Consider the following 26,521-nt stretch of genomic DNA (forward strand, 5'->3'; position numbering starts at 1 on the left):
GGTGCGTGCCCGGCGACGCGATCGGCGCCGCCGGCAAAGTCTGATCAAAGCTGCGGGTTGAGCTTCTCGACTTTCGAATGGAGCTTGTTGAGCGCGGCGATATACGCCTTCGCGGAAGCCGCGACGATGTCCGGATCGGTGCCGACGCCGTTCACGATCCGGCCGCTCTTCGAGAGCCGCACCGTCACTTCGCCCTGCGCCTGCGTGCCGGTCGTGATCGCGTTGACCGAGTACAGCACGAGTTCCGCGCCGCTTTCGACCTTCGATTCGATCGCATGCAGCGTCGCATCGACGGGCCCGTTGCCGCGCGACTCGCCGGTTACTTCGGCGCCGTCGACCGCGAACACCACGCGCGCCTGCGGCTCTTCGCCGGTCTCGGAACGCTGCGCCATCGACACGAAGCGGAAATGCTCCTTCGCCTGCGCTTCAGCCGATTCTTCCGAGACGATCGACATGATGTCTTCGTCGAAGATTTCGGACTTGCGGTCCGCGAGTTCCTTGAAGCGCGCGAACGCCGAGTTCACGTCGCCTTCCGATTGCATCGTCACGCCGAGTTCTTCGAGGCGCTGCTTGAACGCGTTGCGGCCCGACAGCTTGCCGAGCACGATCTTGTTCGTGCTCCAGCCCACGTCTTCCGCGCGCATGATTTCGTAGGTGTCGCGCGCCTTCAGCACGCCGTCCTGGTGGATGCCCGACGCGTGCGCGAACGCGTTCGCGCCGACCACCGCCTTGTTCGGCTGCACGACGAAACCGGTGATCTGGGAAACGAGCTTGGAGGTCGGCACGATCTGCGTCGTGTCGATCCCGACGTCGAGGCCGAAATAATCCTTGCGCGTCTTCACCGCCATCACGATCTCTTCGAGCGACGTGTTGCCCGCGCGCTCGCCGAGGCCGTTGATCGTGCATTCGACCTGCCGCGCGCCGCCGATCTGCACGCCCGCGAGCGAATTCGCGACCGCGAGGCCGAGATCGTCGTGGCAGTGCACGGAAAAGATGGCCTTGTCGGAATTCGGAATGCGCTCGCGCAGCGTCTTGACGAGCTGGCCGTACATCTCAGGCACGCCATAGCCGACCGTATCGGTGATGTTGATCGTGCGCGCGCCCTCGTCGATCACGGCTTCGAGCACGCGGCAGAGAAAGTCGAGATCCGAGCGGCTGCCGTCTTCCGGCGAGAACTCGACGTCGTCGGTGAACTTGCGCGCGAAACGCACCGCGAGCCGCGCCTGTTCGTAGACCTGCTCCGGCGTCATGCGCAGCTTCTTCTCCATGTGCAGCGCGGAAGTCGCGATGAACGTGTGGATGCGGAACTGGTTGGCGGGCTTCAACGCATCGGCGGCGCGCTGGATGTCCTTGTCGTTCGCCCGGGCGAGCGAGCAGACCGTGCTGTCCTTGACGAGCGAGGCGATCGTCTGGATCGCGTCGAAGTCGCCGTTCGAGCTCGCGGCAAAGCCCGCCTCGATCACGTCGACCTTCATGCGCTCTAGCTGCTTCGCGATGCGGATTTTCTCTTCCTTGGTCATCGACGCGCCGGGCGATTGTTCGCCGTCACGCAAGGTCGTGTCGAAAATGATCAGCTTGTCTGCCATGTCGGCCTCCGATGGGAGTTTCTGGATTTTTGGAAACGGTGGGGGAAAAACTAAACGGAATTCGGGTGTCCGCGCCACCGCTGGCGTCGAAAACCACGAACGAGCAGACGGGAGGCGAGACGGATTAGCGCGGTAGGCGCGCTAGTAGCGATAGCGCGCATAGCGGCGCACCAGCTAGAAGAGACGAGAAGGGGAACGTGAAAAAGTTCATCGGGAGACTATAGCGAGATTTCCGAATGCGTGCAATTGGGCTTTCCGATCGGGGCGATCGGCTTTGCAGGCTTCGGATCGCGGCGCGCCCTAGAAAAAAGGCGGCTGAGATTAGCCGCCTTCGTTTCATATCAATGATCGCGCTGCGAACTGCGCGCCGGATTCGGCCGGCCGCGCATCGCCATGTAGCCCCACCACGCGTAACCGGAGAAACCGTACAGCACGAAGAGGCCGAAGAGCATCAGCGGCGGATCGGACGAGACCAGCACGAACGCCACCACCACGAGCAGCACGCCCGCGAACGGCACGCGATAGCGCACGTCGAGCGCCTTGCCGCTGTAGAACGGCGCGTTCGACACCATCGTCACGCCCGCGTAGATCGTCAGCGCGAAGGCCACCCACGGCAGCCACACGAGCTTGAGCGGCACGCGGTTGTCGGTCGCGAGCCAGACGAAACCCGCGATCAGCGCCGCCGCGGCCGGGCTCGGCAGGCCCTGGAAATAGCGCTTGTCGACGACGCCGACGTTCGTATTGAAGCGCGCGAGCCGCAGCGCGGCGCCCGAGCAGTACACGAAAGCCGCGAGCCAGCCCCAGCGCCCGAGGTCCTTCAGCACCCATTCGTACATCACGAGCGCGGGCGCGACGCCGAACGACACCATGTCCGACAGGCTGTCGAACTGCTCGCCGAACGCGCTTTGCGTGTGCGTCATGCGCGCGACGCGGCCATCCATGCCGTCGAGCACCATGGCGACGAAGATCGCGATGGCCGCGATCTCGAAGCGCACGTTCATCGCCTGCACGACGGCGAAGAAGCCGCAAAAGAGCGCGGCCGTGGTGAATGCATTCGGCAACAGATAAATGCCGCGCTTTCTCAGGAACTGCTGGCGTTGTGCGCGGCGCGTCTCCACGACGCCGACGTCCTGCGAAGACTTGTTGCGACGAAACGCCCGCGGAGGCGCTCCGTTCATTCGGGTACGGCGCGGTTTGAATGCCGCCATCGAGTTCTCCGTTATGCCGCTCGTTTGAACTGCTTAATCAACGAATTATTCGGCGAATTCGGCGAGGATCGTCGACGACGCCGACACTTTTTCACCAATCGACACGCGCGGACGACTTCCCACCGGCAGGTACACGTCGACGCGCGAGCCGAAACGGATGAAGCCGTAGCGCTGGCCGCGCGTGAGCGGTTCGCCGACATGCACGTAGCACAAAATGCGCCGCGCGATCAGCCCGGCGATCTGCACCGACGTCACCGTATGCCCCGCCGCGGTCTGGATCACGATGGCATTGCGCTCGTTTTCGGTGGAGGCTTTATCCACGGCGGCGTTCAGGTACGCGCCCGGGAAGTATTCGACCTTGCTGATCGCGCCGTCGACGGGCGAACGCTGCGAGTGCACGTTGAACACATTCATGAACACGCTGATCTTGAGCGCTTCGCGGCCCGCGTACGGATCGTGCGCGGTTTCCACGGCGACGATGCGGCCGTCGGCCGGACACAACACGGCGTTGGCCTGCGTCGGGATCGGGCGCTGCGGATCGCGGAAGAACTGCACGACGAAGATCACGATCAGCCAGAAGAGCCAGGCGAAACCGAAGCCGCCGAGCGCCTGGACCAGCAGCGCGACGACGACCGCAATGGCGATGAACGGCCAGCCTTCGCGGGCAATGATCGGATGTGGATAGTTCATGGATATGTTCTGAGTTTTTGTAAAGCCATAGGATAGCAAAAGCCGTCCGGTGTCAGCGACGCCCGGACGGCTCTTCGGTACAGCGACTGCTTAAAGCGGCAAGCTTAGTTCTTCGACTGATCGACCAGCTTGTTCTTCGCGATCCACGGCATCATCGCGCGGAGCTTCGAACCGACCTGCTCGATCTGATGCTCGCTCGTCAGGCGGCGGCGCGATTGCAGCGTCGGCGCGCCGGCGCGGTTCTCGATGATGAAGCTCTTCGCGTACTCGCCCGTCTGGATGTCCTTCAGCACGGCCTTCATCGCCTTCTTCGTTTCTTCCGTCACGATGCGCGGACCCGTCACGTACTCGCCATACTCGGCGTTGTTCGAGATCGAGTAGTTCATGTTCGCGATGCCGCCTTCGTAGATCAGGTCGACGATCAGCTTCAGTTCGTGCAGGCACTCGAAGTACGCCATTTCCGGCGCGTAGCCCGCTTCCACGAGCGTTTCGAAGCCGGCCTTGATCAGGTCGACCGTACCGCCGCACAGCACGGCCTGCTCGCCGAAGAGGTCGGTTTCGGTTTCTTCGCGGAAATTCGTTTCGATGATGCCGGCACGGCCGCCGCCGTTCGCCGCCGCGTACGACAGCGCGACGTCGCGTGCCGAGCCCGACTTGTCCTGCGCGACCGCGATCAGGTGCGGCACGCCGCCGCCTTGCGTGTACGTGCCGCGAACCGTGTGGCCCGGGGCCTTCGGCGCGATCATGATCACGTCGAGGTCGGCGCGCGGGACCACCTGGCCGTAGTGCACGTTGAAGCCGTGCGCGAAGGCGAGCGCCGCGCCTTCCTTGGCGTTCGCGTGCACTTCGTTCTTGTACACCTCGGCGATCTGCTCGTCCGGCAGCAGCATCATCACGACGTCGGCGCCCTTCACCGCTTCCGCCACTTCCTTGACGGTCAGGCCGGCGTTCTCGGCCTTGCTCCACGATGCGCCGCCTTTACGCAGGCCGACCGTCACCTTCACGCCGCTTTCCTTCAGGTTCAGCGCGTGCGCATGGCCTTGCGAGCCATAACCGATGATCGTGACTTGCTTGCCCTTGATGAGGGAGAGGTCGGCGTCCTTGTCGTAGAAAACTTTCATGGTGGTTCCTTGAGTCGTGATTCGTTGAATTGGTGTGTCTTGATGTGCGTGGAACTGCTGGCGGCGCCTAAACCTTCAGGATGCGCTCGCCCCGGCCGATGCCGGAACTGCCCGTGCGAACCGTTTCCAGGATCGCCGTGGCGTCGAGGCCCTGAATGAACGCATCGAGTTTGTCGCTCGCGCCCGTCAGTTCCATCGTGTAGGTCTTCTCGGTCACGTCGATGATGCGGCCGCGGAAAATGTCCGCCATCCGCTTCATTTCCTCGCGTTCCTTGCCGACCGCGCGAACCTTGATCAGCATCAGCTCTCGCTCGATGTGGGCGCCCTCTGTCAGGTCGACCACTTTCACCACCTCGATCAGGCGGTTCAGGTGCTTCGTGATCTGTTCGATCACGTCGTCCGAGCCAATGGAAACGATGGTGAGCCGCGACAGCGAACTGTCTTCGGTCGGCGCCACCGTTAAGGTTTCAATGTTGTAGCCGCGCGCGGAAAAGAGCCCGACGACGCGCGATAACGCGCCCGGTTCGTTTTCGAGCAGCACGGAGATGATGTGTTTCATGATGTCAGCGTTCCCGATTTATCCAGTGAATGAGCGTGGCCGGGTCCGGCTTGCGCGCCGCGAGCGTCCTTCGTGAGAACGTGCGCGCGCGAGCCTTTCAGCGGCCAGCCACCTTTACAGATCTTCCGATCCGAGCAGCATTTCCGTGATGCCCTTGCCTGCCTGGACCATCGGAAATACGTTTTCGGTGGGATCGGTCTGGAAGTCGAGAAATACCGTGCGATCCTTCAGACGCAGCGCTTCCTTCAGCGCGGGCTCGACGTCGGCCGTCTTCTCGATGCGAATGCCGACGTGGCCGTACGCTTCGGCAAGCTTCACGAAATCGGGCAGCGCATCCATGTAGGAACTCGAATAGCGCTTCTTGTATTCGATCTGCTGCCACTGGCGCACCATGCCCAGGTAGCGGTTGTTGAGCGAGATGATCTTGACGGGCGTGTTGTACTGCTTGCACGTCGAGAGTTCCTGGATGCACATCTGGATCGAGCCTTCGCCCGTGATGCAGAGCACTTCGTCGTCCGGATGCGCCATCTTCACGCCCATCGCCGCCGGCAGGCCGAAGCCCATCGTGCCGAGGCCGCCCGAGTTGATCCAGCGGCGCGGCTTGTTGAAGCGATAGAACTGCGCCGCCCACATCTGGTGCTGGCCGACGTCCGAGCAGACGAACGCGTTGCCGTCCGTCAGTTCCCACGCCTTTTCCACCACGTACTGCGGCTTGATGATCTCGCTCGCGCGGTCGTACGCGAGGCAGTCTTTCGAGCGCCACGCTTCGATGTCCTTCCACCAGTCGGCGAGCGCCTTCGTGTCGGGGCCGTGGTCGGCGGTCTGGAGCTGCTCAAGCAGTTCCTTCAGCACTTCCTTCACGTCGCCGACGATCGGGATATCCACCTTCACGCGCTTGGAAATGGACGACGGATCGACGTCGATATGGATGATCTTGCGCGGCGACGACGCGAAATGCTTCGGGTCGCCGATCACGCGGTCGTCGAAGCGCGCGCCGATGGCGATCAGCACGTCGCAGTTCTGCATCGCCATGTTGGCTTCATACGTGCCGTGCATGCCGAGCATGCCGAGGAACTTCTTGTCGCTCGCACGGTAGCCGCCGAGACCCATTAGCGTGTTGGTGACCGGATAGCCGAGCAGGTCGACGAACTGGTTCAGTTCGCGCGATGCGTCGGCGAGGATGATGCCGCCGCCCGTGTAGATGTACGGGCGCTTCGCCGACAGGAGCAGTTGCACCGCCTTGCGAATCTGGCCCGAGTGGCCCTTCGTGACCGGGTTGTACGAGCGCAGCGAGACCGACTTCAGCGGTTCGTACTTGCACGGCGCCTTCGACACGTCCTTCGGAATGTCGATCAGCACCGGACCGGGACGGCCGGTGCGGGCAATGTAGAACGCTTTCTTGACGGTGGCGGCGAGATCGCGCACGTCCTTCACGAGGAAGTTGTGCTTCACGCACGGACGCGTGATGCCGACCGTATCGCACTCCTGGAACGCATCCAGACCGATCGCGGCAGTCGGCACCTGGCCGCTGATCACGACCATCGGGATCGAATCCATATAGGCGGTGGCGATGCCCGTCACCGCATTGGTGACGCCGGGGCCGGAAGTCACGAGACACACGCCGACGTTGCCGGTCGAGCGCGCGTAGGCGTCGGCGGCATGAACCGCGGCCTGCTCGTGGCGCACGAGGATGTGCTGGATCTGGTCCTGCTTGTACAGCTCGTCGTAGATATAAAGTACCGAGCCGCCGGGATAGCCCCAGATGAACTCGACGTTCTCGTCCGCCAGCGCGCGCATGAGCACGGTGCCGCCGATGGATTCAGAGTCGTGCGAGGGGGTCGTATCCGACGTGGAGAATTCCGCGCTGGGCATATTCATTAATCACCTTTCGAATTTTCGGCAAAAAATTGATCGGGTGCTCTCTGCCGGGCTTGTGGCTCGGGTTCAAGCGGCGCGTCTTGGTTTGACAGGCGTGCTTCTTGGGCTCGCCTCAAATTAGACATTCACTTTATGATGCGAGTCGGAAACGATAGCCCGACGCGTCGTCGGGGTCAAGCGAAAAGTGACCGATCAGCGGGCGCACGGGCCTTCTACAGCGCCGCTTCGCGCGACATTCCACTGGCGCAGGCCGTTACGCACGACCGGTCTTTCTAGAGAATACGGCAATGCGTTTCTATCGGGGCGAGCAAAAGTTTGCTAGCATCCGCAGGTTTCTCAAAATCTCATAACCCTTACGACGCACACTCGCTGCGCCGGCCCCGCGGATGGCATCAGACAAGGAACTCGCCGATTTTCTGGCGGGCGTCGAAAGACGCGCGTTCAAGCAGACCGTCTACACCGTGCGCGACGACGACGCGGCGCTCGACATCGTTCAGGAAGCGATGATCAAGCTCGCCGAAAAATACGGCGACCGTCCTCCGGCGGAGCTTCCGCTTTTGTTTCAGCGTATCCTCCAGAATGCGACGCACGACTACTTTCGCCGCCAGAAGGTGCGCAATACGTGGGTGAGTCTCTTCTCGTCCTTCGGCAACGCCGACGACGACGAATTCGACCCGCTCGAAACCTTCGAATCCCAGGAAGGCTCGGTCGCCGCGGAAAGCAGCGAAAACAAGCTCGAGCGTGAACAGGTGCTCAACCTGATCGACGCGGAAATCCAGAAATTACCGGCTCGTCAACGGGAAGCCTTTCTCATGCGTTACTGGGAAGATATGGATGTCGCCGAAACCGCCGCTGCAATGGGCTGCTCCGAGGGCAGCGTCAAAACGCATTGCTCGCGGGCCACGCACGCGCTGGCTCACGCACTGAAGGCGAAAGGGATCACGCTATGAGCTCCGCTCTTGAATCGAAGGAAAACGAATTCGCGCGCAAGGTCGTCCGGGCGCTCGACGAAACCACGTCGGGCCTGCCCGCCGCTGCCGTCGACCGCCTCGCGGCCGCGCGTCGCGCTGCAATCGCGCGCAAGAAGTCCGAGAAAGTCGCCGTCTCGGCGCCCGTGTTCGCGCCGACGCTCGCGGGCGCCGCGGGCGGACAGTTCGGCGCGCCCGAAGCCGGCGAGCCGCGCGGCCGGTTTGCGCGCGTTGGCCGCTTCGGCCTGGCCTGGCCGCTCCTCGCGCTGGTCATCGGCCTTGCCGGCATCGCTTATTGGGAAGACCAGGAGCGCACCGCCGAACTCGCCGACATCGACGCCGCCATGCTGAGCGACAACCTGCCGCTCGACGCCTATCTCGATCACGGTTTCAACGCGTACCTGACGCGCAATCACTAAGACAGCAGGAGTTTCCGGGTGAGTTACAAGCGCGGTCTCGCGATTGTTTTCGGATGCGCGATTGCGGGCGTGGTCGCGTTCGCCGCGACGTATCCGCGCTTCTACTCGCCCACGCTCTCCCCGAACGCCAGCGCCGCCGCGCCGAACCCAGTGAGCGCCGGTTCTTCCGCCGGGCTGCTGCCGCTGTCGGCGTTGTCGTCGTCGAGTCCGCTCGCGTGGAACCGGCTGACCGAGGCGCAGCACGCGGCGCTCGCGCCCTTCGCCGAGCAGTGGGACCAGTTCAGCGACGAGCGCAAGCAAAAGTGGCTCAAGATCGCATCGCGTTATCACAAGATGTCGCCTGAAGCGCAAAAGCGCCTGCATCAGCGCATGGCCGAATGGGTGCGCATGACGCCCGATCAGCGCAAGGTCGCGCGCGAGAATTATCAGGTTTCCAAGTCGGTGCCGCTCGAAAAGCGCGAAAGTGCGTGGGATGCGTACCAGAAACTCTCCGAAGAGCAGAAGAAAAAACTCGCCGCCACCGAACGCGCGCGCCGGCCGAACATCGTCAGCGCGCCGCCGTCCGGCAAGACCGAGTTGAAGGACATCAACCGCATCGTGACGGCGCGCGAGCAGGGCCATCTCGCCCAGCTCCAGGAACACGCGTCCGGCGCGGCGGGCGCCGCCGGTCAGCCGGCGCTCCAGCCGCTCACCCCGCCGGTTCCGGGCACCGGCAGCTTCGTCCCGGCGACGCCGATTCCGGTGTCGCCGCAGCAGGCGCCGTCCGTCTTCAACGGTTCGTGAGCCGCATGCGCGCACCGGATGCCCCCGCCGTCCCGACGATGCGCGCGCCTGCCCTGCGCCGCCGCCTCGCGACGATGATCTACGAAGGCGTGATCCTGTTCGGCATCGTGTTCATCGCTGGATATTTGTTCAGCACGCTCACTCAGCAACGCAACGGCCTCACGCATCACAACGTGCTGATGTCGTGGATCGGCATCGTGCTCGCGGTGTATTTCGTCTGGTCCTGGACCCACGGCGGCCAGACCCTGCCGATGAAAACCTGGCGGCTCAAAGTGGTCGACGCGCGCGGCGAACCCGTCCGGCCGATGCGCGCCCTCGCGCGCTATGTGCTCGCGTGGCTCTGGTTCCTGCCGCCGCTCGCGCTCCATCCGCTCTTCGGGCTCGCGGTGCCGCAGACGCTCGTCGTCTTCGGCGTGTGGGTGGCGCTGTGGGCCGCGGCCGTCTGGCTCGATCCGGCGCGGCAGTTCCTGCACGACCGTCTCGCGGGCACACGGATCGTCGCGGTGACGGCGGCACGCTGAACACGCCGCCGCTCGCGCGGTAATAAGAACTTCTCATGACTGTCATGCCGGAGTCACGCCCCTCTGGCGCAATGCGCGTACTACAACCCGACGCGCGAGCGCATGACATTCAAGCCGGCATCCCAATCGTCCGCGACATTCCGCCTGCGCCAGCCGGACCTGAGCGCGCCGCTCGCGTTTCTTCCCAACGCGAATCCGCCCGCCAACCCGATCCCGCCTGAGCCCGAGCGCCTCGACGGCCACCTCGCCGACAGCGCGCACGAATCCGACTCCGCCGACACCCCGCAACGCTACCGCACGATCTGGCTGTCCGACATCCATCTCGGCTCGGGCGGCTGCCAGGCGCCGTATCTGCTCGATTTCCTGCGGCATCACGAGTCCGAATACCTGTATCTCGTCGGCGACATCATCGACGGCTGGCAGCTTCGCAAAGGCTGGTTCTGGCCGCAGGCGCACAACGACGTCGTGCAGAAGATCCTGCGCAAGGCGAGAAAAGGCACGCAGGTCGTCTATATCCCCGGCAATCACGATGAAGCCGCGCGCCAGTTCTGCGATCTCGCGTTCGGCGACATCCACGTGCGCGGCGAAGCCTTTCACACGACGCTCGCGGGCAAGCGCCTGTGGATCGTGCACGGCGATCTCTTCGACGGCGTCATCCAGCACGCGAAGTGGCTCGCCTATCTCGGCGACACGCTCTATACGCTGATCCTGCTACTCAACCGCTGGTTCAACCGCGCGCGCACGCGGCTCGGCCTGAACTACTGGTCGCTCTCGCAGTACCTCAAGCACCAGGTCAAGAACGCAGTCAACTTCATCTCGCAGTTCGAGCGCGTGATGACCGACGAAGCGCGCCGGCGCGGCTGCGACGGCGTCGTCTGCGGGCACATCCACAAGGCGGAGATCCGCGACATCGACGGCGTTCTCTACTGCAACGACGGCGACTGGGTCGAGAGTCTCTCGGCGCTCGTCGAGACGCTCGACGGTGAACTGAAGATCGTCTACTGGACCGTCATGCGATCGCCGGAAGAAATCGCGGTGAAAGCCCGCGCGACTGCCTGACAAACGCCGGAAACCGCGCCGCCGCAGCTTCACCGAAGCCGCACCGCAGCCTCACCACCTGGGCCGAATACGATGAAGATCATGATCGTCACCGATGCATGGGAACCGCAGGTCAACGGCGTCGTCCGCACGCTGAAGAACACGACGCGCGAGCTGACCGCCCTCGGGCATCGCGTGGAATTGCTGACGCCGCTCGAATTCAAGACCATCCCCTGCCCGACCTATCCGGAAATCCGCCTTTCGCTGATGCCGGGCCGCCGGGTCGCGCGACGCATCGCGGAATTTGCGCCCGATGCGCTCCACATCGCAACGGAAGGTCCGCTCGGCATGGCCGCGCGCGCGTATGCGATCCGTCACCGGTTGCCGTTCACGACCGCTTATCACACCCGCTTTCCTGAGTACGTGAACGCGCGTTTCGGCATTCCGCTCACGCTGACCTACCGCTTCCTGCACTGGTTCCACAAGCGCTCGCAGGCGGTGATGGCGCCGACGCCCGTCGTCAAGCGCGATCTCGAAGCGCACGGCTTTACCAATGTCGTGCTGTGGACGCGCGGCGTCGATCTCGACATCTTCCGGCCGATGGACTCGAAGGTGCTGAACTCCGCGCGGCCGATCTTCCTGTACGTGGGGCGCGTGGCGGTCGAGAAGAACGTCGAGGCGTTCCTGAAACTCGACCTGCCCGGCTCGAAGTGGGTCGCGGGCGAAGGTCCGGCACTCGCCGAACTGAAGTCGCGCTATGCGAGCGTCAACTATCTCGGCGTGCTGTCGCAGCCGGAACTGGCGAAGGTCTACGCCGCCGCCGACGTCTTCGTGTTCCCGAGCCGCACCGACACGTTCGGCCTCGTGCTGCTCGAAGCGATGGCATGCGGCACGCCGGTCGCGGCTTATCCCGTGACGGGACCGATCGACGTGCTCGGCACCGACGGCCCCGGCGCCCTCGACGACGACCTGCGCGAAGCGTGCCTGCAGGCGCTGAAAATCGAACGCGCCGATGCGCGCGCCTGGGCCGAGCGCTTTTCGTGGCGCACGGCATCGGAGCAGTTCGCGTCGCACCTGAAGCCGCTCGGCCCGCGCGAGCCGAGCACCCATCGGGCGACCGCATGACGCGGCGCGCGTCGGCGGCGTCGGCCGCGTCGGCGAACGAAGCCCGCGTGCGCGGCGAGACGGACCGCGACGCGGCGGCCGCGGTGGCGCCGGTTCACCGATCGCGCGGCATCGATCGAGCGAAAGGCGCCAACCGCGCTACCATCGGCGCCATGCGCGAACCCTTCGAACAAGACGAACCCGAACGCGACACGCCGGACGGCGAGCGCCCCGAACCGCTCTCCCCCGACGATCCGCTCGCCCCGCTGCCCTTCAATCCGTACAAGGGCAATCGCGGACTCACGCGCGCGTGGCATGCGTTGAAAAATTCGATCGCCGGCATCCGCGTGGCGATCCGCGAAGAAAGCGCGTTTCGCCAGGAACTCACGCTCGCCGCGATCCTCGTGCCGTGCGGCATCGTCGTTCCCGTCGCGCCGGTCGAGCGCGCCGCGCTCCTCGCCTCCGTGCTCCTCGTGCTGATCGTCGAACTGCTGAATTCGAGCGTCGAAGCCGCCATCGACCGCATCTCGCTCGAGCGCCACGAACTCTCGAAACGCGCGAAGGACTTCGGCAGCGCGGCCGTCCTGCTCGCGCTCGCCGTGTGCGTGATGACCTGGGCGCTGATCGTCGGGCCCGTGGTCTCGCCTGTCGTCTGGCATTGGCTCACGCGCATCTCATAAACGCGCTTCGAACGAATCGCGCGCCGCATCCGTCGTGCCGAACGACCGGTTTATAATCGTCCGATATTCTCAAAAATAGGAACCGACCCGGGTCCGCGACGCTTTTCACGAGGCCGAAGCACCCCGGCAACACGGTACGGACGATATGGAAGCCAAACCTCCCCGCCGCACCCGCGAACGGATACTCGAGTTGTCGCTGAAGCTGTTCAACGATCTCGGCGAGCCCAACGTCACGACGACGACGATTGCCGAAGAGATGGAGATCAGCCCCGGAAACCTGTACTACCATTTCCGCAACAAAGACGACATCATCAACAGCCTGTTCGCGCAGTTCGAGCAGCAGATCGAAAGGCGGCTGCGCTTCCCGGACGACCATCGTCCGACCATCGACGAAATGTGGTCGTATCTGCAGTACATGGCCGATTTTCTTTGGACCTACCGGTTCCTGTATCGCGACCTGAACGACCTGCTCGCGCGCAACCGCACGCTGGAAACGCATTTCAAGCAGATCATCACGCACAAGGTGCACTTCGCGCGCCAGTTGTGCGAGGCGCTTGTCGCCGATGAGGAGATGGTCGCGACGCCCGACGAGATCAAGGTCATCGCGACGAACATCGGCGTGATCGCGACTTACTGGCTGTCGTATCAGTACGTGATGAATCCGCGCAAGTACAACGATCAGGAAGCGATCCGCGCGGAACTGCATCAGGCGAGCCTGCATATCATTTCGTTGATGGCGCCGTATCTGCGCGGCCGCTCGCGTCAACTTTTCGACGATCTGGCTTCGGGCAAGATGCCGATGCGCCAGTACGCCGACTTCCTGCCGCCGCGCGAGGACGCCGCAGCGAAACCCGACACTCCCAAGGATTCCCGATGATGAAGTCGGTTTGTGTGTATTGCGGCTCCGCTTCCGGAGCCAGGCCGGTCTATGCCGAAGCCGCGAAGGCGTTCGGCCGCGCGCTGGTCGAGGCGAACATGTCGCTCGTGTACGGCGGCGGCCGCGTGGGGCTGATGGGCCTCATCGCCGACGAAGTGCTCGCGTGTGGCGGACGCGCGGTCGGCGTGATTCCCGAGTTGCTGCTGAGCAAGGAAGTGGGCCATACGGATCTGACCGAACTGCACGTCGTGCCGGACATGCACGAGCGCAAGAAGAAGATGGCCGATCTGTCGGACGCGTTCGTCGCGATGCCGGGCGGCGTCGGCACCTTCGAAGAGCTGTTCGAGGTCTATACGTGGGCGCAGCTCGGCTATCACCAGAAGCCGGTGGCGCTGCTCGATGTCGACGGCTATTACGATCCGCTGCTTTCGATGCTGCGGCATACCGTCGAGGAAGGGTTCATGCGCGAGGCTTATTTGGACATGCTGCTGGTCGCGCGGGAGCCTGCGCAGATGATCGCGAAGCTCACGCGCTACGTGCCGCCCATGATCGACAAGTGGGCCGAGAAACGCGATTCGGTCTGAATTGTCGCGGGCGCTCGGACGGCTCTGCACGAAGCGAAAAAAATCAGACGGTGTTGAACGACACCTCCCGGAGACGCAAACCCATGTCGAAAGTCATCCTGATCACCGGCGGCAGCCGAGGCATCGGCCGCGCAGCGGCCATCCAGGCGGGAACGCGCGGCTGGTCCGTCGCGGTGAACTACGCGACCAACGCCTCCGCCGCCCACGATACGGTCGCCCGGATCGAATCCGCGGGCGGCAAAGCCATTGCGATCCAGGCCGATGTCACCGACGAATCCGCGGTCATCGCGATGTTCGACGCGACGCAGGCCGCCTTCGGCCCGATCGACGGCTTCGTGAACAACGCAGGCATCGTCGCCCCGGGCGCGGCCCTCGCGGACATGGACCTCGCGCGCCTGAAGCGCGTCTTCGACACCAACGTGCTCGGCGCCTACCTCGGCGCCCGCGAAGCGGCCCGGCGCATGTCGGTGACGCGCGGCGGCAAGGGCGGCTCGATCGTGAACCTGTCGTCGGCGGCGGCGCGGCTTGGCGCACCGAACGAATACGTCGATTACGCCGGCTCGAAAGGCGCAATCGACACACTCACCATCGGCCTCTCGAAGGAACTCGGCCCGCAAGGCGTGCGCGTGAACGCCATCCGCCCGGGACTTATCGACACCGAGATCCACGCGAGCGGCGGCAAGCCGGATCGCGCGGCGGTACTCGGCGTGCAGACGCCGCTCGGACGCCCGGGCAGCGCCGACGAAGTCGGAGAAGCGATCGTGTGGCTGCTCTCGGACGCGTCGTCGTATGTGACGGGCGCGATCATCGACGTGACGGGCGGCCGTTAGAACCGCGCGCTAGAACCCGCCGTGCTTCGCGAGCCACGCTTCTTCGTCCGCGCGCATCGTGCGCCCGAGAATGCGGTTGCGATGCGGAAAGCGCCCGAAGCGCTCGATGACTTCGGCGTGTTCCCGCGCGTAGTCCAGAAAACCGACGTCGCCGGTTTCGTCTCGCAACGCGGTGAAAAGACGCACCGCCTCGCGTTGGCTTTCGGGCGTTTCGTCATGCTCGAACGGCATGTAGGCGAAGTTGCGATGCTGCGCGCTCGGCAGGCGCACATCGTCGCCCGCGGCAACCAGCGCCTTCGCCAGAGCGAGCGCCGTCGCGTCCCCGGCGAACGCGCGCGGCGTGCCGCGAAAACAGTTGCGGGAAAACTGGTCGAGCACCACGATCAGCGCCAGCGCGCCGAGCGGCGTGTCGGCCCAGTGCGCGAGCCGGCCTGCGTGCGCCTCTTCGAGCAGCGCGCCAAAATGCGCGGAAAGCGCGGCATCGAATGCGCGGTTCTTGGTGAACCACGCCTTGTTCTCCCGTCCGAATTCGGGCGAGCCCGGCGCGCCGAACCAGGCGTCGAGCACCTCTTGCGCGCGCGGATCGAGCGGCTCGCCGTTCATGTCGCGCCGCGCGCTCACACGAATTCGAGCACGAGCCGCCGCGTGCGCGCGCTCTTCTTTTCGAGCTTCGCGACCCGCAGCCGCCCAATCTCGCCCGTGTTGCGCACGTGGGTGCCGCCACACGGCTGAAGATCGACGTTGTCGATGCGCAGCAGACGCACGCGCCCGAGGCCGATCGGCGGCTTCACGCTCATCGTGCGCACGAGTTCGGGGCGCTCGGCCATCTCGTCGTCGGTGATCCATTCGGTCTCTACCGCATGCGATCCGCCGACGAGTTCCGCGAGCCGCGCCTCGACGAACTCGCGCTCGATCGGCTCGACCGTCGCGAAGTCGAGCCGTGCGTAATCGGTCGTGATGCTGCAACCGTCGACGGGATACGGCAACACCGCGCACATCAGATGACTCGCCGTGTGCAGCCGCATATGCCGGTAACGTCTTTCCCAGTCGATCTCGGCCGTCACGCGCGCGCCCGTCGCGAGCCGCGCGAGCGCGTCTTCCTGTCCGGGCGACGGAACGTGCACGGCATCGTCGGGCGTCGCGCCCTCGAACTTCGCCTTGCGCGTATCCGCGATGTCGATCCGCGTGCCGTCCGCGAGCGTCAGCGTGCCGGCGTCGCCCGCCTGGCCGCCACCGAGCGGATAGAACACGGTCTGGTCGAGATGGATGCCCTGCTCGTCGATGGCGGTGACCGTCGCTTCGCAGCGCGTCAGGTAGGCGTCTTCGCGAAAGAGTGCGCGTGTGCTCATGGGATGTGATGTCCGGCGGAGGGGGAACGGCCATTATGCCGAGCGTTCGCCCGTCATATTGTCAACGATTCTTGACGAAGTTCAGCCCGGACGATTGCGCATCCAGTCGGCGGTATCGAAGAAGGAGGTGAGCAGGCGTTCGCGCAGCTTTTCGTCGAGGCCGACGTCTTCCATCGCCCACGCCATGCAGCGCAACCACTGGTCGCGCTCGTCCGACGCGATGGCGAACGGCAAATGCCGCGCGCGCAGCCGTGGATGGCCGAAGCGGCTGATGTAGTGGTCCGGGCCGCCCATCCAGCCGCACAGGAACCAGAAGAACTTGTCGCGCGAGCCGTCGAGCGTCGGCGGATGCAACGCGCGGATGCCCGCGAATTCGGCTTCGAGGTCCATCAGGTCGTAGAAACGGTCGACGAGCGCGCGCACGCGCGCCTCGCCGCCGACCAGGTCGAACGCCGTCGGCTGCGGCGCTTCGGTGTGTGCTTCGGTGTTCACTTCGCTCATACGTGTGTTTGTCGATGAAAGTCTATGCGTCGCGCAGCGATTGCAGCGCCGGACGCGCCAGCACGCGGCGCAGGCTCAGCCAGCCGCCGAGCGCGGCGCACGCCACGCCCGCGACGATGCCCACGGGCACCAGCCACGGATTGAAGTCGATATGGAATTCGAACACGCGCGAGGCCAGCACATAGCCGATCGCCTGCGCGCCGAGCGCCGCCATCAGGCCCGACAGCGCGCCCACCGCGACGAATTCCGCCACCTGCACCGAACGCACCTGCCGATGCGACGCGCCGAGCGCGCGCAACAGCGCCGACTCGCGCATGCGCTCGTCGCGCGTGCCGGCGAGCGCCGCGTACAGCACGAGCACGCCCGCTGCCAGCGTGAACAGGAACAGGAACTGCACCGCGCCGATCACCTGCTGCAAGGTGCGCTGGATTTGCGCGAGGATCGGCGCGATGTCGATGGCGGTGACGTTCGGATACTGGCCGACGAGCCCGTCGATCAGCGTCTGCTGCGTCGGCGGCAGATGGAAGCTCGTGATGAAGGTGGCCGGGAAATCGGCGAGCGCCGCGGGCGGCATCAGCACGAAGAAGTTGACCTTGAACGAATTCCAGTCGAGCTTGCGCATGCTCGTGACAGGCCCTTCGACCTGCAAGCCCGCGACGTCGAAGCGCAGCGTATCGCCGAGCTTTACGCCGATCAGCTTCGCGAGCCCTTGCTCGATCGACACCTGCGGCTTCTCGCTCTGCCCGAACCAGTTGCCCTCTTCGACGCGGTTGTCGCCCGGCAATTCGGTCGTGTACGACAGGTTGAATTCGCGATCGACGAGCCGCTTCGCGTCGGCCTTCTCGTAGTTGTCCGGGTTCACCGGCTTGCCGTTCACCGCGACGAGCCGCCCGCGCACCATCGGCGAGAGCGCGGCGTCGGGCTGGCCGTGTCGCGTCAGATACGTCGCGACGCCCGCGCGCTGGTCGGGCTGGATGTCGATGAGGAACTGGTTCGGCGCGTCGGGCGGCGTCGCGTTGCGCCAGCCGGCGATCAGGTCGTTGCGCGTCATCGCGATCAGCAGCAGACACATGAGGCCGATGCCGAGCGCCGTGATTTGCAGCGCACTCGCGCCGCTTCGCCGCTCCAGCGACGCCAGCGCATACCGCCAGCCGACGCCCGCGCCGCCACGCTCGCGCCTCACGAAACGCGCGGCCGCCCAGAGCGCCGCGCGCGCGATGCCGCCGAACACCAAAAGCCCGAGCGCGAAGCCACCGGCTACGATCCCGCCGAGCTTCCACTCGCCCGCCGCGAGCACGAGCAGGAGCGCGAACAGCAGCACGCCCGCGCCATACGCGGCATAGGCGACGCGCTGTTCATCGCCGAGTTCGCGGCGGATCACATGCACCGGCGGCACACGCGTGAGCGGCAAAAGCGGCGGCACGGCGAAGCCGAGCAGCAGCACGAGCCCCATCGCGATGCCTTGGAGCCCGGGCCAGACGCTCGCGTTCGGCAGTTCGACATCGACCAGCGAGCCGAGCCAGTTCAAGAGCACGAGATGGCCGCCGAAGCCCAGCACCACGCCGGCGATGCTGCCGAGCACGCCGATCGTCAGGAATTCGCCGATGAAAAGCGCGCGCAACGTCCACTGGCTCACGCCGAGGCAGCGCATCGCGGCGCAGCCGTCGAGATGCCGGCGCGCGAAACGGTGCGCCGCCATCGCGATCGCGACCGCCGCGAGGAGCGCGGTCAAAAGCGAGACGAGCGTGAGAAAGTGGCTCGCGCGGTCGATCGTCTGGCGCACTTGCGGCTGGCCGTCCTGCAGCGATTCGAGGTTCACGCCGCGCAGCTTGCCGCCGTCGACGCGCGAGCGCGCCCACTTGGCAAACCGGTCGACCTGCGCATCGGGACCGGCGACCAGCAGCCGGTACGTCACGCGGCTGCCATAGCCGATGAGGCCGGTGCTGGCGAGGTCGTCGGCGCGCATCATCAGGCGCGGCGAGAAATTGACGAAGCCGAAACCGCGGTCCAGCTCGCGCGTGATGACCGCCGCGACCGTGAACACGCGCGTGCCGACCTTCACCGTGCCGCCGACGCGCGTCTTCAGCGCATCGAGCAACGGCGGATCGAGCCAGACGGTGCCGGGCGCGGGAATCGCGGTGGCGGGCGCATCGGCGGCACCGGGCGCGGGCGCCAGGCGCACCGCGCCGCGCAGCGGATAGCCCGGCGACACGCCCTTGATCGCCGCGAGCCGCGACGCGGGACTGCCGCTGGCGGCGACGGTCGCGCTGATCATGCTGGGGAAGATGGTGGTGGTCGCGGTCGCGAGTTTGAGCGACGCGGCTTCCTGGGCGAACGCGGGATCGACCGGATGATCGGCGCGCACGACGAAGTCGGCGGCGATCATCTGGCGGCCGTCGCGCTCCAGGCCCTGGCGCATGCGGTCGGCGAGAAAGCCGACGCTCGCGAGCGCCGCCACGGCCAGCACGAGCGCGAAGAGCAGCATCGTGAGTTCGCCCGCGCGCCAGTCGCGCGCGGTCATTCTCAAGGACTGACGCGCAAGTTGGGACAATCCGGGATGACGCGCTGTCGGCGCTGTCGGAGATACGGCGCTCAATCGTGCTTGCTCCGCAGGCGATCGAGATGCCGGAACCGGTCGACGCTCGGCACCATGTGCTTCGCCATGCGGCTCACGCCGCCGTGCACGCCGCGCACGAGACGCGGCAGCGCCCAGCCGGCAAAGACGAGAAACGCGATCACCAGCACGAGGAACAGGAGCGGCACGAAGAACGCGAGCGTGAGGCCGCCGAGCGCGCCGACGTCCTCGGTCGCGGAAGCCGCCCAGTTCGACACCGGCTCCGGCGAGAGATTGATGAGCGCGCGCGTGCCCGCCTTGGCGAAGTGCGACGCGCCCGCGAGCGTGCCGCCGGCGAGCGCGGCGATGGTGACGAGCGTCGGGTCGGCGTGACCAAGCGAAGCGGCGGCGAGCACCGCGCCCGCCGGGATGCGGATCAGCGTGTGGACGGCGTCCCAGAGGGAATCGAAGGCGGGAATCTTGTCGGCGAGAAATTCGACGACCGCGAGAAACGCGGCCACGCCGATCACCCACGGCGACGACAGCACCGCGAGCGTGTCCGGCAGATGCACGAGGCCCATGCGCTCGAAGACGCCTGCCACGAAGATCGTCAGGTACAGGCGCAGTCCGCTGGCCCACGAAAGGCCCGCTGCGAGCGAAAGTGCTTCCAGCATTGCCGCCTCCTTGCGTGCTACACGCGCCGCGCGCCCGGCTGGTGATCCAGGGCGAGCGCCGGCGTCGGTTGCTTCCGCCGGAGACGCCGGAAGAAGCCACCCGCATCGACGACGAGGCGGGGGAAAAGAAACGAACGCGGCTCGATACGAAGAATTCGAGATGACTTCAGACCATTATAGCCATGCTGCGCCAGGCCTTGCACGCCAAGGTCAAGCAGTTGAAGGTCCAGCTTGGCAGCTTACCCGTCAATGCCCGGAAGACAGCTTCAGTCCGACGAGTCCGATCACGATGAGCGCCGCGCTCGCGACGCGCGCCACCGTGAGCGCCTCGCCCATCATCACGATGCCGAAGATGAACGCGCCGACCGCGCCGATGCCGGTCCAGACGGCGTAGGCGGTACCGAGCGGCAACTGCCGCATCGCGATGGCGAGCAGCACGAAGCTGCCCGCGGCGGTCACGAGCGTGAACACGGACGGCCAGAGCCGCGTAAAGCCATCGGACGATTTGAGACCCGCCGCCCAGGCGACTTCCAGCAGACCGGCGATGAAAAGAAGAAACCAGGACATCGGAGAGACTCCATTGGAAAACTTGGGGTCGTCCCCTGTCGGCCAGAGTTGGCGCTGGCCCCATGCAACTGGGTGGCTGACATTCGAAAGCGCGCGCGGTCGTCCGCGCGGCCGTAGGTGAACTGTAATTGTACCAAAACGGTGCAAAAGCTTGCGCGTGCGGCCGGCGAAGCGCTCTTTCGCGACGACGATTCGTTCAGCGGTGACATACACGTCCGCGCAAATGCGCTGGAACTATTCGACAACGCGCCGTCATTTCGGCGGACAAAAGCGAATCAGCACGGAATTATCGAATAAAGAGCGCGTCGTGCGGAAAACGTGTATTAAGCTGAATGACACGTTTGCGATTATTTGCGCTTGTTTCGGTCACCGTGGCGACGTCGTTTTCTCGCCCAAACGCCGCCAGACGCCGTTCGATCCGACATTCTCGACGCGGAGTGCTCATGGAGTTCGATGCCGTCCTGCTATCCCGCTTCCAGTTCGCCTGGGTCGTCGCTTTTCATATTCTCCTGCCGGCATTCACGGTCGGTTTGTCGTGCTTCATCGCCACGCTCGAATTCAACTGGTGGATCACCAAGCGCGATGTCTACCGGCGGCTGTCCGCGTTCTGGCTGAAGATTTTCGCGGTGTCGTTCGGCATGGGCGTCGTCTCGGGCCTCGTCATGCCGTTCCAGTTTGGCACCAACTGGAGCCGTTTCTCCGACATCGCCGCCAACGTCATCGGCCCGTTGATGGGCTACGAGGTCATCACCGCGTTCTTCCTCGAAGCCGCGTTCCTCGGCGTGCTGCTCTTCGGGCGCAAGCTCGTGCCGCAGTGGGCGCACGTGATGTCGGCGATCTTCGTGGCGGCGGGTACCGTGATCTCGTCGTTCTGGATTCTCGCCGTCAACAGCTGGATGCAGACGCCGCAAGGCCACCGGATCCTGCCGGACGGCCGCTTTGAAGTCGTCAGCTTCTTCGACGTGATCTTCACGCCGTCGTTTCCGTACCGGCTCGGGCACACGGTGAGCGCGTTCCTCGTGACGGCGGCGTTCGTGATCCTCGGCGTCGGCGCGAGGTACGTGCTGCAGCGGCGGGCGCTGGAGGAAAGCCGCGTGATGCTTAAGATGTCGCTGATCTTTCTCGTCATCATGGTGCCGGTGCAGATGGTGATCGGCGACATGCACGGTCTCAATACGCTCAAGCATCAGCCGGCCAAGATCGCCGCGATGGAGGGCCTGTGGGAAACCGGTTCGCGCGTGCCCGCCAATCTCTTCGCGATCCCCGATCAGGACGCCGAGATGAATCACTTCGAAATCGCGATTCCCGTGCTCGGCAGCATCTATCTGACGCACGATCCGAACGGCACGGTGCAGGGCCTCAAGGCGTTCCCTCGCGAGGACCGGCCGCCGGTGGCGGTCGTGTTCTTCGCGTTCCGGATCATGGTCGGCATCGCGCTTTTGATGTTCGCGCTCGTGCTGTCCGGCATCGTGCTCTTCGCGCGCGGCCGGCTCGAACAAAGCCGCGCGTGGCTGCGCTGCGCGACGCTCGGCATGCCGCTCGGGTTCATCGCGGTGATCGCCGGCTGGACGACGACCGAAGCGGGCCGCCAGCCGTGGACCATCTACGGCCTGCTGCGCACGAAGGACTCGGTGACGCCGTCGCTCACCGCGGCGAATGTCGGGCTCTCGTGGCTGCTCTACGTGCTCGCGTATCTCGTCATTTTCGGCGCGGGTTTCACGCTGCTGCGCCGGCTCGTGCGCGTCGGGCCGTCGGAGACGGCGCAGGGCCACGAAGGCGATCGGCTCGAACCGGAGAAGCGTGCCGCGCGGCCGCTTTCGGCGCTGTCGAACAAGGCCGTCGCGGCATCGGCCGCGAAGGGCACCGAACCGCCGCCGCGCGCGTGACTGCAACTTGCATGGGACCGGATTAAGCGCGAAACGCATACTCCGGTCGGACGCTACTTCGTTGCATGGGACCAGAGTAAGGCGCATGGGGCCAGAGTAAGCGCATGGGACCAGAGTAAGCTCTAAAGCGCCAACTCTGGCCGACAGCGCCAACTCGGGTCGACAGCGCCAACTCTGGCCGACAGCGCCAACTCGGGTCGACCGCACTTCGTTGCATGGGACCAGAGTAAGGCGCATGGGGCCAGAGTAAGCGCTAAAGCGCCAACTCTGGCCGACAGCGCCAACTCGGGTCGACAGGAGACTCCGCGATGCTTGACCTCGTGCCACTCTGGGCCGCCATTCTTGCGCTGGCGGTGTTCATGTACGTGCTGCTCGACGGCTTCGACCTCGGCGTCGGCATGGTGTTTCTGCTGCGGCGCGACGCTCACGATCGCGACATGATGATCAACTCGGTCGCGCCCGTCTGGGACTTCAACGAAACCTGGCTGATCCTCGGCGGCGGCGGGCTGCTCGCGGTGTTTCCGCTCGCGTTCGCGATCATCGTGCCGGCCGTCTATTTCCCGATTCTCTTCATGCTGCTCGGGCTGATCTTCCGCGGCGTCGCGTTTGAGTTCCGCGAAGTGGTCGGCGCGCGCAAGTGGCTCTGGGACAGCGCGTTCGGCTATGGCTCGCTCGTCGCGACGTTCTCGCAGGGGATCGTGCTCGGCATGTTCATCCAGGGTTTCCCGATCGAGGGACGCGTGTTTTCCGGAACGAGCTGGGACTGGGTCGCGCCGTTTCCGCTCCTGACAGGCGCGGGCCTCGTGTTCGGCTATGCGTTGCAGGGCACGACGTGGCTCGTGCTCAAGACCGAGGGCGACCTGCAGGCGTGGGGACGCCGGATGGCGCGCTTCGCGCTCATCGGCGTGATCGCGTTCATTTTGCTGATCAGCATCTGGACGCCGCTCAAGGACGCGCGCATCGCCGCGCGCTGGTTCGATTTCCCGGTGAGCTTCCTGTTCGCGCCCGTGCCCGTGCTCACGGCGCTTTTGACGTGGACGCTCTGGTCGAGCCTCGACAAGGACCGCGACGTCGTGCCGTTTCTCTGCTCGATCGGACTGTTCTTCCTGGCGTTCACCGGTCTCGTGATCAGCCTGTGGCCGTTCATCGCGCCGCCTTCGGTGACATTATGGGACGCGTCGGCGGCGCCGCTGTCACAGCAGTTCCTGCTGATCGGGACGATGTTCCTGCTGCCGATCATCGTGTTGTACGTGATCTGGTCGTACTGGGTGTTTCGCGGGAAAGTGCGCGGCGATATGGGGTATCACGGGTGAGCTGCGCTACAACTTCTGCTCCACCGCGCGCGTCAGAATGCGCGTCCACTTGAGCGCCTCGCGCCTGTCGCGCATCGGCAGGCGCCATTCGCCGCGCTTCGCGTCCTTGACGTCGAGCAGGACCTGCCAGGCGCCATCCGCGCTCGCACCCGGTTCCATCCGCACGCCGCGCAGGTCCGCGAAAATGTAGCCGCCGCGTTCCCCGCCGACGCGCAGATCGCACAGCCGCTTGCCCGCCGCGAGGCGCACGCCGCCCCACTCGCGCCTCAGTTCGTGGGTCCAGTCGCCGTCCTGCCCGCGCGCGATGTTCGGCGCGACTTCGCGGATGCGATAGAGCAGATACAGAATCCCCGCGACGACCAGCGCCGCCGCCATTGCCGCCACGCCCGTCGCGACGCCGAGCCCGAAATGCGCCGACAGCGCGTGAAACGACCACACCGCGCCGTAGATCAGCGCGACGAGGGCGGCGAGCGCGACGACGATCGGCATGCTCGCGACTCAGCCGGCGTGGGTGAAAAGGACGAGCGTCATTGCGCGTGGTGCTTCGCGTTCCACTCTCGCAGCGCCTGCAGCGTGTTCGCGACGTGCTTCTCCGGCGAGAGGCTCGTGTACTCGTAGATGACGGTGCCGTCGGGCGCGATCACGTACGACACGCGATTAGCCATCGACGCCTTCATCGGCATCGACGCGTCGTAGGACTTGATGATCTGCGAACCCGCGTCCGCCGCCACCGGGAACTTGCTGCGGCATTCGCTCACGGAGAAGCGCTTGAGCGTGTCGATGTCGTCGTGCGACACGCCGATCACCGTCGCGCCCTCGGCCTTGTACTGGTCGACCGCTTCGGCGAATTCGTGCGCCTCGATCGTGCAGCCCTTGGTGAACGCCGCCGGATAGAAGTACAGCACGACCGGGCCCTTCTTCAGCTCGTCGGCGAGCGAGTAGTTGTACACGTTGCCGCCGAGCGATGCCTGCGCCACGAACGACGGCGCACGCTCGCCCGGCTTGAGCGTCGCGAACGCGACGAGGGCGTATGCCGCGAGTCCGGCGCCCAGCGCAGCCGCCCGCATCCTGCCTGCAAAGTTGCGTTTCATGTGTTTCCTCGTGTCTCGTCAGCCTTCGGGTAACGGGCGCCGTGCAGCGTCCGGGGAAAACAACGCATGTCTTATTCCAGCCGTCTCATTCCAGCCGCTTCATTCCAGCCGATGCGCGGCAAACCACGTCGCCGCCTCGACCTGAAGCTTCGCCAGCACCGCCGGCGTCAGCCGTGCGAACGCGGCGTCGGCGAGGCTCGCGTCGACTTCGGGGATGTCGCCCCGGTCGGCCGCCTGCGAAATCCGCAGCAGCACGCCAAGCGGCCCGCGTCCGTCGACGATCGCCTCGCGGATCGCCTCGGAGAGGCTCAGGCGCGTCAGCGCCTCGGCGGCCGCCATGTCGAGCACCACGTGCACCAGCGAGAAAATGCCGGTCATGAACGCGGAATCGGCGAACGCATCATCCGATGGACGCAACACCCGCGCCGCCAGTTCCATGAAACGCGCCCGCGTGCCGACCAGTTGCACGAGCGGGTCCGACCGCCACGACAGGCCGCGCCCGTCGGCGTAGAGCAGGAGTTGCGTCCAGCGGGTGATCTGCCGTGTGCCGATCGCCGCGATGGCATCGCGCAGCGACGAAACATGCCGGCTCAAGCCGAACGCGCTCGAATTGGCGACGCGCAGCAGTTGCACGACCACTTCGGGATTGCGCTTCAACTCCGCTTCGAGGCTGCGCATGGCGGGGTCGTCGGCGAGCAGCGACAGAAGCCGCATCAGCGCGACGCGCGATGCGCTGGGACGCCGCGTCGCGAGCACCTGCGGACGCGCGAAGAAGTAACCCTGGAAGTAATCGAAGCCGAGATCGCGGGCGCGCTGGAAATGCTCGTGCGTCTCGATCTTTTCGGCGAGCAGCGCCCGGCCGCTGCGCTTGACCTCCGCCGCGAGCGCGGGCAGCGTCCTCTGATCGGTGGCGAGGAAATCGATCTTCACCGTGTCGACGTAAGGGAGCGCCGCGAGCAGCGCGTCGTCGAGCTGCACGACATCGTCGAGGGCGAGTTGGAAGCCCGCGTCGCGCAACTGCGCGCAGCGCCGGAAGAGCGCGGCGTCGAAGGTGACTGTTTCGAGCACTTCGAGCACGAAACGCTCGGGCGGCATGATGTGGACGATGTCGTCGAAGAGCAGCGCCCGGTTCATGTTCACGTAGCCGCGATAGTCGCCGAGCACCGCCGACACGCCGATCTCGCCGACCGTGCGCGCCACGACATGCGCGGTCGCCTGGACGTCGTCGTGGACGGGCGCGCGATTGTCCAGGCTGTCGCGGAACAACAGCTCATAGGCGTGGAGCGCGCCGGAGCGATCGAGAATCGGCTGGCGTCCGAGAAAGACGCTTTCCGGTTCGCGCGCGTCGTCCGGCTCGGTCGGCTGCAACGAATCGTCCATGACTCAATCGTCCATGACTCAACAGTATGTGCTCGACCCGCACGCCCTGACGCGCCGCATGGGATGCGCCGGCGTACCGGCCAACGAAGGCCGAACCGAACTCGTATCACACATGGGCGGGCAAGTCGAGGAGGCGGGCTGGAATCGGTAAAAGAAACGAAACTTGCGCTGGCGCAGGGCGTTTTCAACCAAAGTTCGGTAGGAAATTCCGTAACCGCCGCGACACTTTAACCGAAAACCACGGCGCTCAGAGCATCCCGGCGGCCAGAAAAATATCGTCGATCGGCGCTGGCGGGCCGCTTCGCGGTGGCGCTTGCGGGGCGTGCGCGTTCACTAAAGTAATTCGTGACATAGCCGATA

At 65.2% G+C, this 26,521-nt stretch carries 28 protein-coding genes; 13 read left to right on the top strand and 15 right to left on the bottom strand.

Annotation, left to right across the window (positions count from 1 at the left end):
- Positions 1-44: 44 nt before the first annotated feature.
- The 6 genes from AWB66_RS12105 to AWB66_RS12130 all read right to left on the bottom strand — a co-directional run bounded on the left by AWB66_RS12105 (position 45) and on the right by AWB66_RS12130 (position 7,042).
- A complete protein-coding gene (locus AWB66_RS12105; protein WP_087630540.1) occupies positions 45-1,586 on the bottom strand; it encodes a 2-isopropylmalate synthase in 1,542 nt (513 codons plus the stop codon).
- A 341-nt stretch (positions 1,587-1,927) separates the two neighbouring features.
- Entirely contained in the window at positions 1,928-2,794 is an 867-nt protein-coding gene (gene pssA, locus AWB66_RS12110; protein WP_087630541.1) for a CDP-diacylglycerol--serine O-phosphatidyltransferase, read from the bottom strand.
- A 45-nt stretch (positions 2,795-2,839) separates the two neighbouring features.
- The gene (locus AWB66_RS12115) at positions 2,840-3,484 is read right to left on the bottom strand and encodes a phosphatidylserine decarboxylase (RefSeq protein WP_087630542.1); all 645 of its coding nucleotides are present in this window, start codon (positions 3,482-3,484) and stop codon (positions 2,840-2,842) included.
- Positions 3,485-3,588: 104 nt separating this feature from the next.
- The gene (ilvC, locus tag AWB66_RS12120) at positions 3,589-4,605 is read right to left on the bottom strand and encodes a ketol-acid reductoisomerase (RefSeq protein WP_087630543.1); all 1,017 of its coding nucleotides are present in this window, start codon (positions 4,603-4,605) and stop codon (positions 3,589-3,591) included.
- A 67-nt stretch (positions 4,606-4,672) separates the two neighbouring features.
- Positions 4,673-5,164: an acetolactate synthase small subunit gene (ilvN, locus tag AWB66_RS12125; protein WP_035939651.1), complete on the bottom strand. Its 492-nt coding sequence runs from the start codon at positions 5,162-5,164 to the stop codon at positions 4,673-4,675.
- Between the two features lie 114 nt (positions 5,165-5,278).
- Positions 5,279-7,042 carry an acetolactate synthase 3 catalytic subunit gene (locus tag AWB66_RS12130; RefSeq protein ID WP_087630544.1) on the bottom strand — a complete coding sequence of 588 codons (1,764 nt, stop codon included), beginning with the start codon at positions 7,040-7,042 and terminating at the stop codon, positions 5,279-5,281.
- A 386-nt stretch (positions 7,043-7,428) separates the two neighbouring features.
- On the opposite strand from AWB66_RS12130, the gene AWB66_RS12135 reads away from it, so the two are divergent.
- The 10 genes from AWB66_RS12135 (at position 7,429) to AWB66_RS12180 (ending at position 14,846) form a co-directional block, all read left to right on the top strand.
- Positions 7,429-7,992 (top strand): RNA polymerase sigma factor, encoded by a 564-nt coding sequence (locus AWB66_RS12135; RefSeq protein ID WP_087630545.1) that lies wholly within the window; start codon positions 7,429-7,431, stop codon positions 7,990-7,992.
- On the top strand, positions 7,989-8,429 hold the full coding sequence (locus tag AWB66_RS12140; RefSeq protein ID WP_087630546.1) for a DUF3619 family protein: 441 nt from the start codon (positions 7,989-7,991) through the stop codon (positions 8,427-8,429). The genes AWB66_RS12135 and AWB66_RS12140 overlap by 4 nt, the downstream gene beginning before the upstream one ends.
- An 18-nt stretch (positions 8,430-8,447) precedes the next feature.
- A complete protein-coding gene (locus AWB66_RS12145) occupies positions 8,448-9,212 on the top strand; it encodes a DUF3106 domain-containing protein (RefSeq protein ID WP_087630547.1) in 765 nt (254 codons plus the stop codon).
- Between the two features lie 5 nt (positions 9,213-9,217).
- Positions 9,218-9,733, top strand: a complete 516-nt coding sequence (locus AWB66_RS12150) for an RDD family protein (RefSeq protein ID WP_087630548.1) — start codon at positions 9,218-9,220, stop codon at positions 9,731-9,733.
- A gap of 102 nt (positions 9,734-9,835) precedes the next feature.
- The gene (locus tag AWB66_RS12155; protein WP_087630549.1) at positions 9,836-10,792 is read left to right on the top strand and encodes a UDP-2,3-diacylglucosamine diphosphatase; all 957 of its coding nucleotides are present in this window, start codon (positions 9,836-9,838) and stop codon (positions 10,790-10,792) included.
- A gap of 72 nt (positions 10,793-10,864) precedes the next feature.
- Entirely contained in the window at positions 10,865-11,896 is a 1,032-nt protein-coding gene (locus AWB66_RS12160) for a glycosyltransferase family 4 protein (RefSeq protein WP_087630550.1), read from the top strand.
- Positions 11,893-12,555: a diacylglycerol kinase gene (locus AWB66_RS12165; protein ID WP_235021094.1), complete on the top strand. Its 663-nt coding sequence runs from the start codon at positions 11,893-11,895 to the stop codon at positions 12,553-12,555. Before AWB66_RS12160 ends, AWB66_RS12165 begins: the two co-directional genes overlap by 4 nt.
- A gap of 145 nt (positions 12,556-12,700) precedes the next feature.
- Positions 12,701-13,432: a TetR/AcrR family transcriptional regulator gene (locus AWB66_RS12170; RefSeq protein WP_087630551.1), complete on the top strand. Its 732-nt coding sequence runs from the start codon at positions 12,701-12,703 to the stop codon at positions 13,430-13,432.
- Positions 13,432-14,016 carry an LOG family protein gene (locus tag AWB66_RS12175; protein WP_087630714.1) on the top strand — a complete coding sequence of 195 codons (585 nt, stop codon included), beginning with the start codon at positions 13,432-13,434 and terminating at the stop codon, positions 14,014-14,016. The genes AWB66_RS12170 and AWB66_RS12175 overlap by 1 nt, the downstream gene beginning before the upstream one ends.
- 83 nt (positions 14,017-14,099) lie before the next feature.
- The gene (locus tag AWB66_RS12180) at positions 14,100-14,846 is read left to right on the top strand and encodes an SDR family oxidoreductase (protein WP_087630552.1); all 747 of its coding nucleotides are present in this window, start codon (positions 14,100-14,102) and stop codon (positions 14,844-14,846) included.
- A 9-nt stretch (positions 14,847-14,855) separates the two neighbouring features.
- Here the strand turns inward: AWB66_RS12180 and AWB66_RS12185 are convergent, their stop codons facing one another.
- The 6 genes from AWB66_RS12185 to sugE all read right to left on the bottom strand — a co-directional run bounded on the left by AWB66_RS12185 (position 14,856) and on the right by sugE (position 20,491).
- A complete protein-coding gene (locus AWB66_RS12185) occupies positions 14,856-15,449 on the bottom strand; it encodes a DUF924 family protein (RefSeq protein ID WP_087630715.1) in 594 nt (197 codons plus the stop codon).
- A gap of 14 nt (positions 15,450-15,463) precedes the next feature.
- On the bottom strand, positions 15,464-16,195 hold the full coding sequence (locus AWB66_RS12190; RefSeq protein WP_087630553.1) for an alanyl-tRNA editing protein: 732 nt from the start codon (positions 16,193-16,195) through the stop codon (positions 15,464-15,466).
- Between the two features lie 81 nt (positions 16,196-16,276).
- Positions 16,277-16,696, bottom strand: a complete 420-nt coding sequence (locus AWB66_RS12195; protein WP_087630554.1) for a group II truncated hemoglobin — start codon at positions 16,694-16,696, stop codon at positions 16,277-16,279.
- A gap of 22 nt (positions 16,697-16,718) precedes the next feature.
- Positions 16,719-19,217: an ABC transporter permease gene (locus AWB66_RS12200; protein ID WP_087630555.1), complete on the bottom strand. Its 2,499-nt coding sequence runs from the start codon at positions 19,215-19,217 to the stop codon at positions 16,719-16,721.
- 71 nt (positions 19,218-19,288) lie between these two features.
- Entirely contained in the window at positions 19,289-19,924 is a 636-nt protein-coding gene (locus AWB66_RS12205; RefSeq protein WP_087630556.1) for a DUF4126 domain-containing protein, read from the bottom strand.
- Positions 19,925-20,170: 246 nt separating this feature from the next.
- Positions 20,171-20,491, bottom strand: a complete 321-nt coding sequence (sugE, locus tag AWB66_RS12210; protein ID WP_087630557.1) for a quaternary ammonium compound efflux SMR transporter SugE — start codon at positions 20,489-20,491, stop codon at positions 20,171-20,173.
- A 443-nt stretch (positions 20,492-20,934) separates the two neighbouring features.
- Here sugE and AWB66_RS12215 point away from each other — a divergent pair, with 443 nt between their 5' ends.
- Both AWB66_RS12215 and cydB read left to right on the top strand, forming a co-directional pair.
- A complete protein-coding gene (locus AWB66_RS12215) occupies positions 20,935-22,377 on the top strand; it encodes a cytochrome ubiquinol oxidase subunit I (RefSeq protein WP_087630558.1) in 1,443 nt (480 codons plus the stop codon).
- 308 nt (positions 22,378-22,685) lie between these two features.
- On the top strand, positions 22,686-23,690 hold the full coding sequence (gene cydB / locus AWB66_RS12220) for a cytochrome d ubiquinol oxidase subunit II (RefSeq protein ID WP_087630559.1): 1,005 nt from the start codon (positions 22,686-22,688) through the stop codon (positions 23,688-23,690).
- Between the two features lie 6 nt (positions 23,691-23,696).
- On the opposite strand, the gene AWB66_RS12225 is transcribed toward cydB, so the two are convergent.
- From AWB66_RS12225 to AWB66_RS12235, 3 genes are all read right to left on the bottom strand, one after another.
- Entirely contained in the window at positions 23,697-24,179 is a 483-nt protein-coding gene (locus tag AWB66_RS12225) for a hypothetical protein (protein WP_087630560.1), read from the bottom strand.
- Positions 24,180-24,217: 38 nt separating this feature from the next.
- Entirely contained in the window at positions 24,218-24,781 is a 564-nt protein-coding gene (locus AWB66_RS12230; protein WP_087630561.1) for a peroxiredoxin, read from the bottom strand.
- 99 nt (positions 24,782-24,880) lie between these two features.
- Positions 24,881-26,161, bottom strand: coding sequence for an EAL and HDOD domain-containing protein (locus tag AWB66_RS12235; RefSeq protein WP_087630562.1), 1,281 nt, complete (start codon positions 26,159-26,161; stop codon positions 24,881-24,883).
- Between AWB66_RS12235 and AWB66_RS33670 the strand changes: the two genes are divergently transcribed.
- Entirely contained in the window at positions 26,160-26,312 is a 153-nt protein-coding gene (locus AWB66_RS33670) for a hypothetical protein (protein WP_159462904.1), read from the top strand. The genes AWB66_RS12235 and AWB66_RS33670 overlap by 2 nt on opposite strands.
- Positions 26,313-26,521 lie beyond the last annotated feature (209 nt).

The organism is Caballeronia telluris (assembly GCF_001544495.1).
Lineage (GTDB): Bacteria > Pseudomonadota > Gammaproteobacteria > Burkholderiales > Burkholderiaceae > Caballeronia > Caballeronia telluris.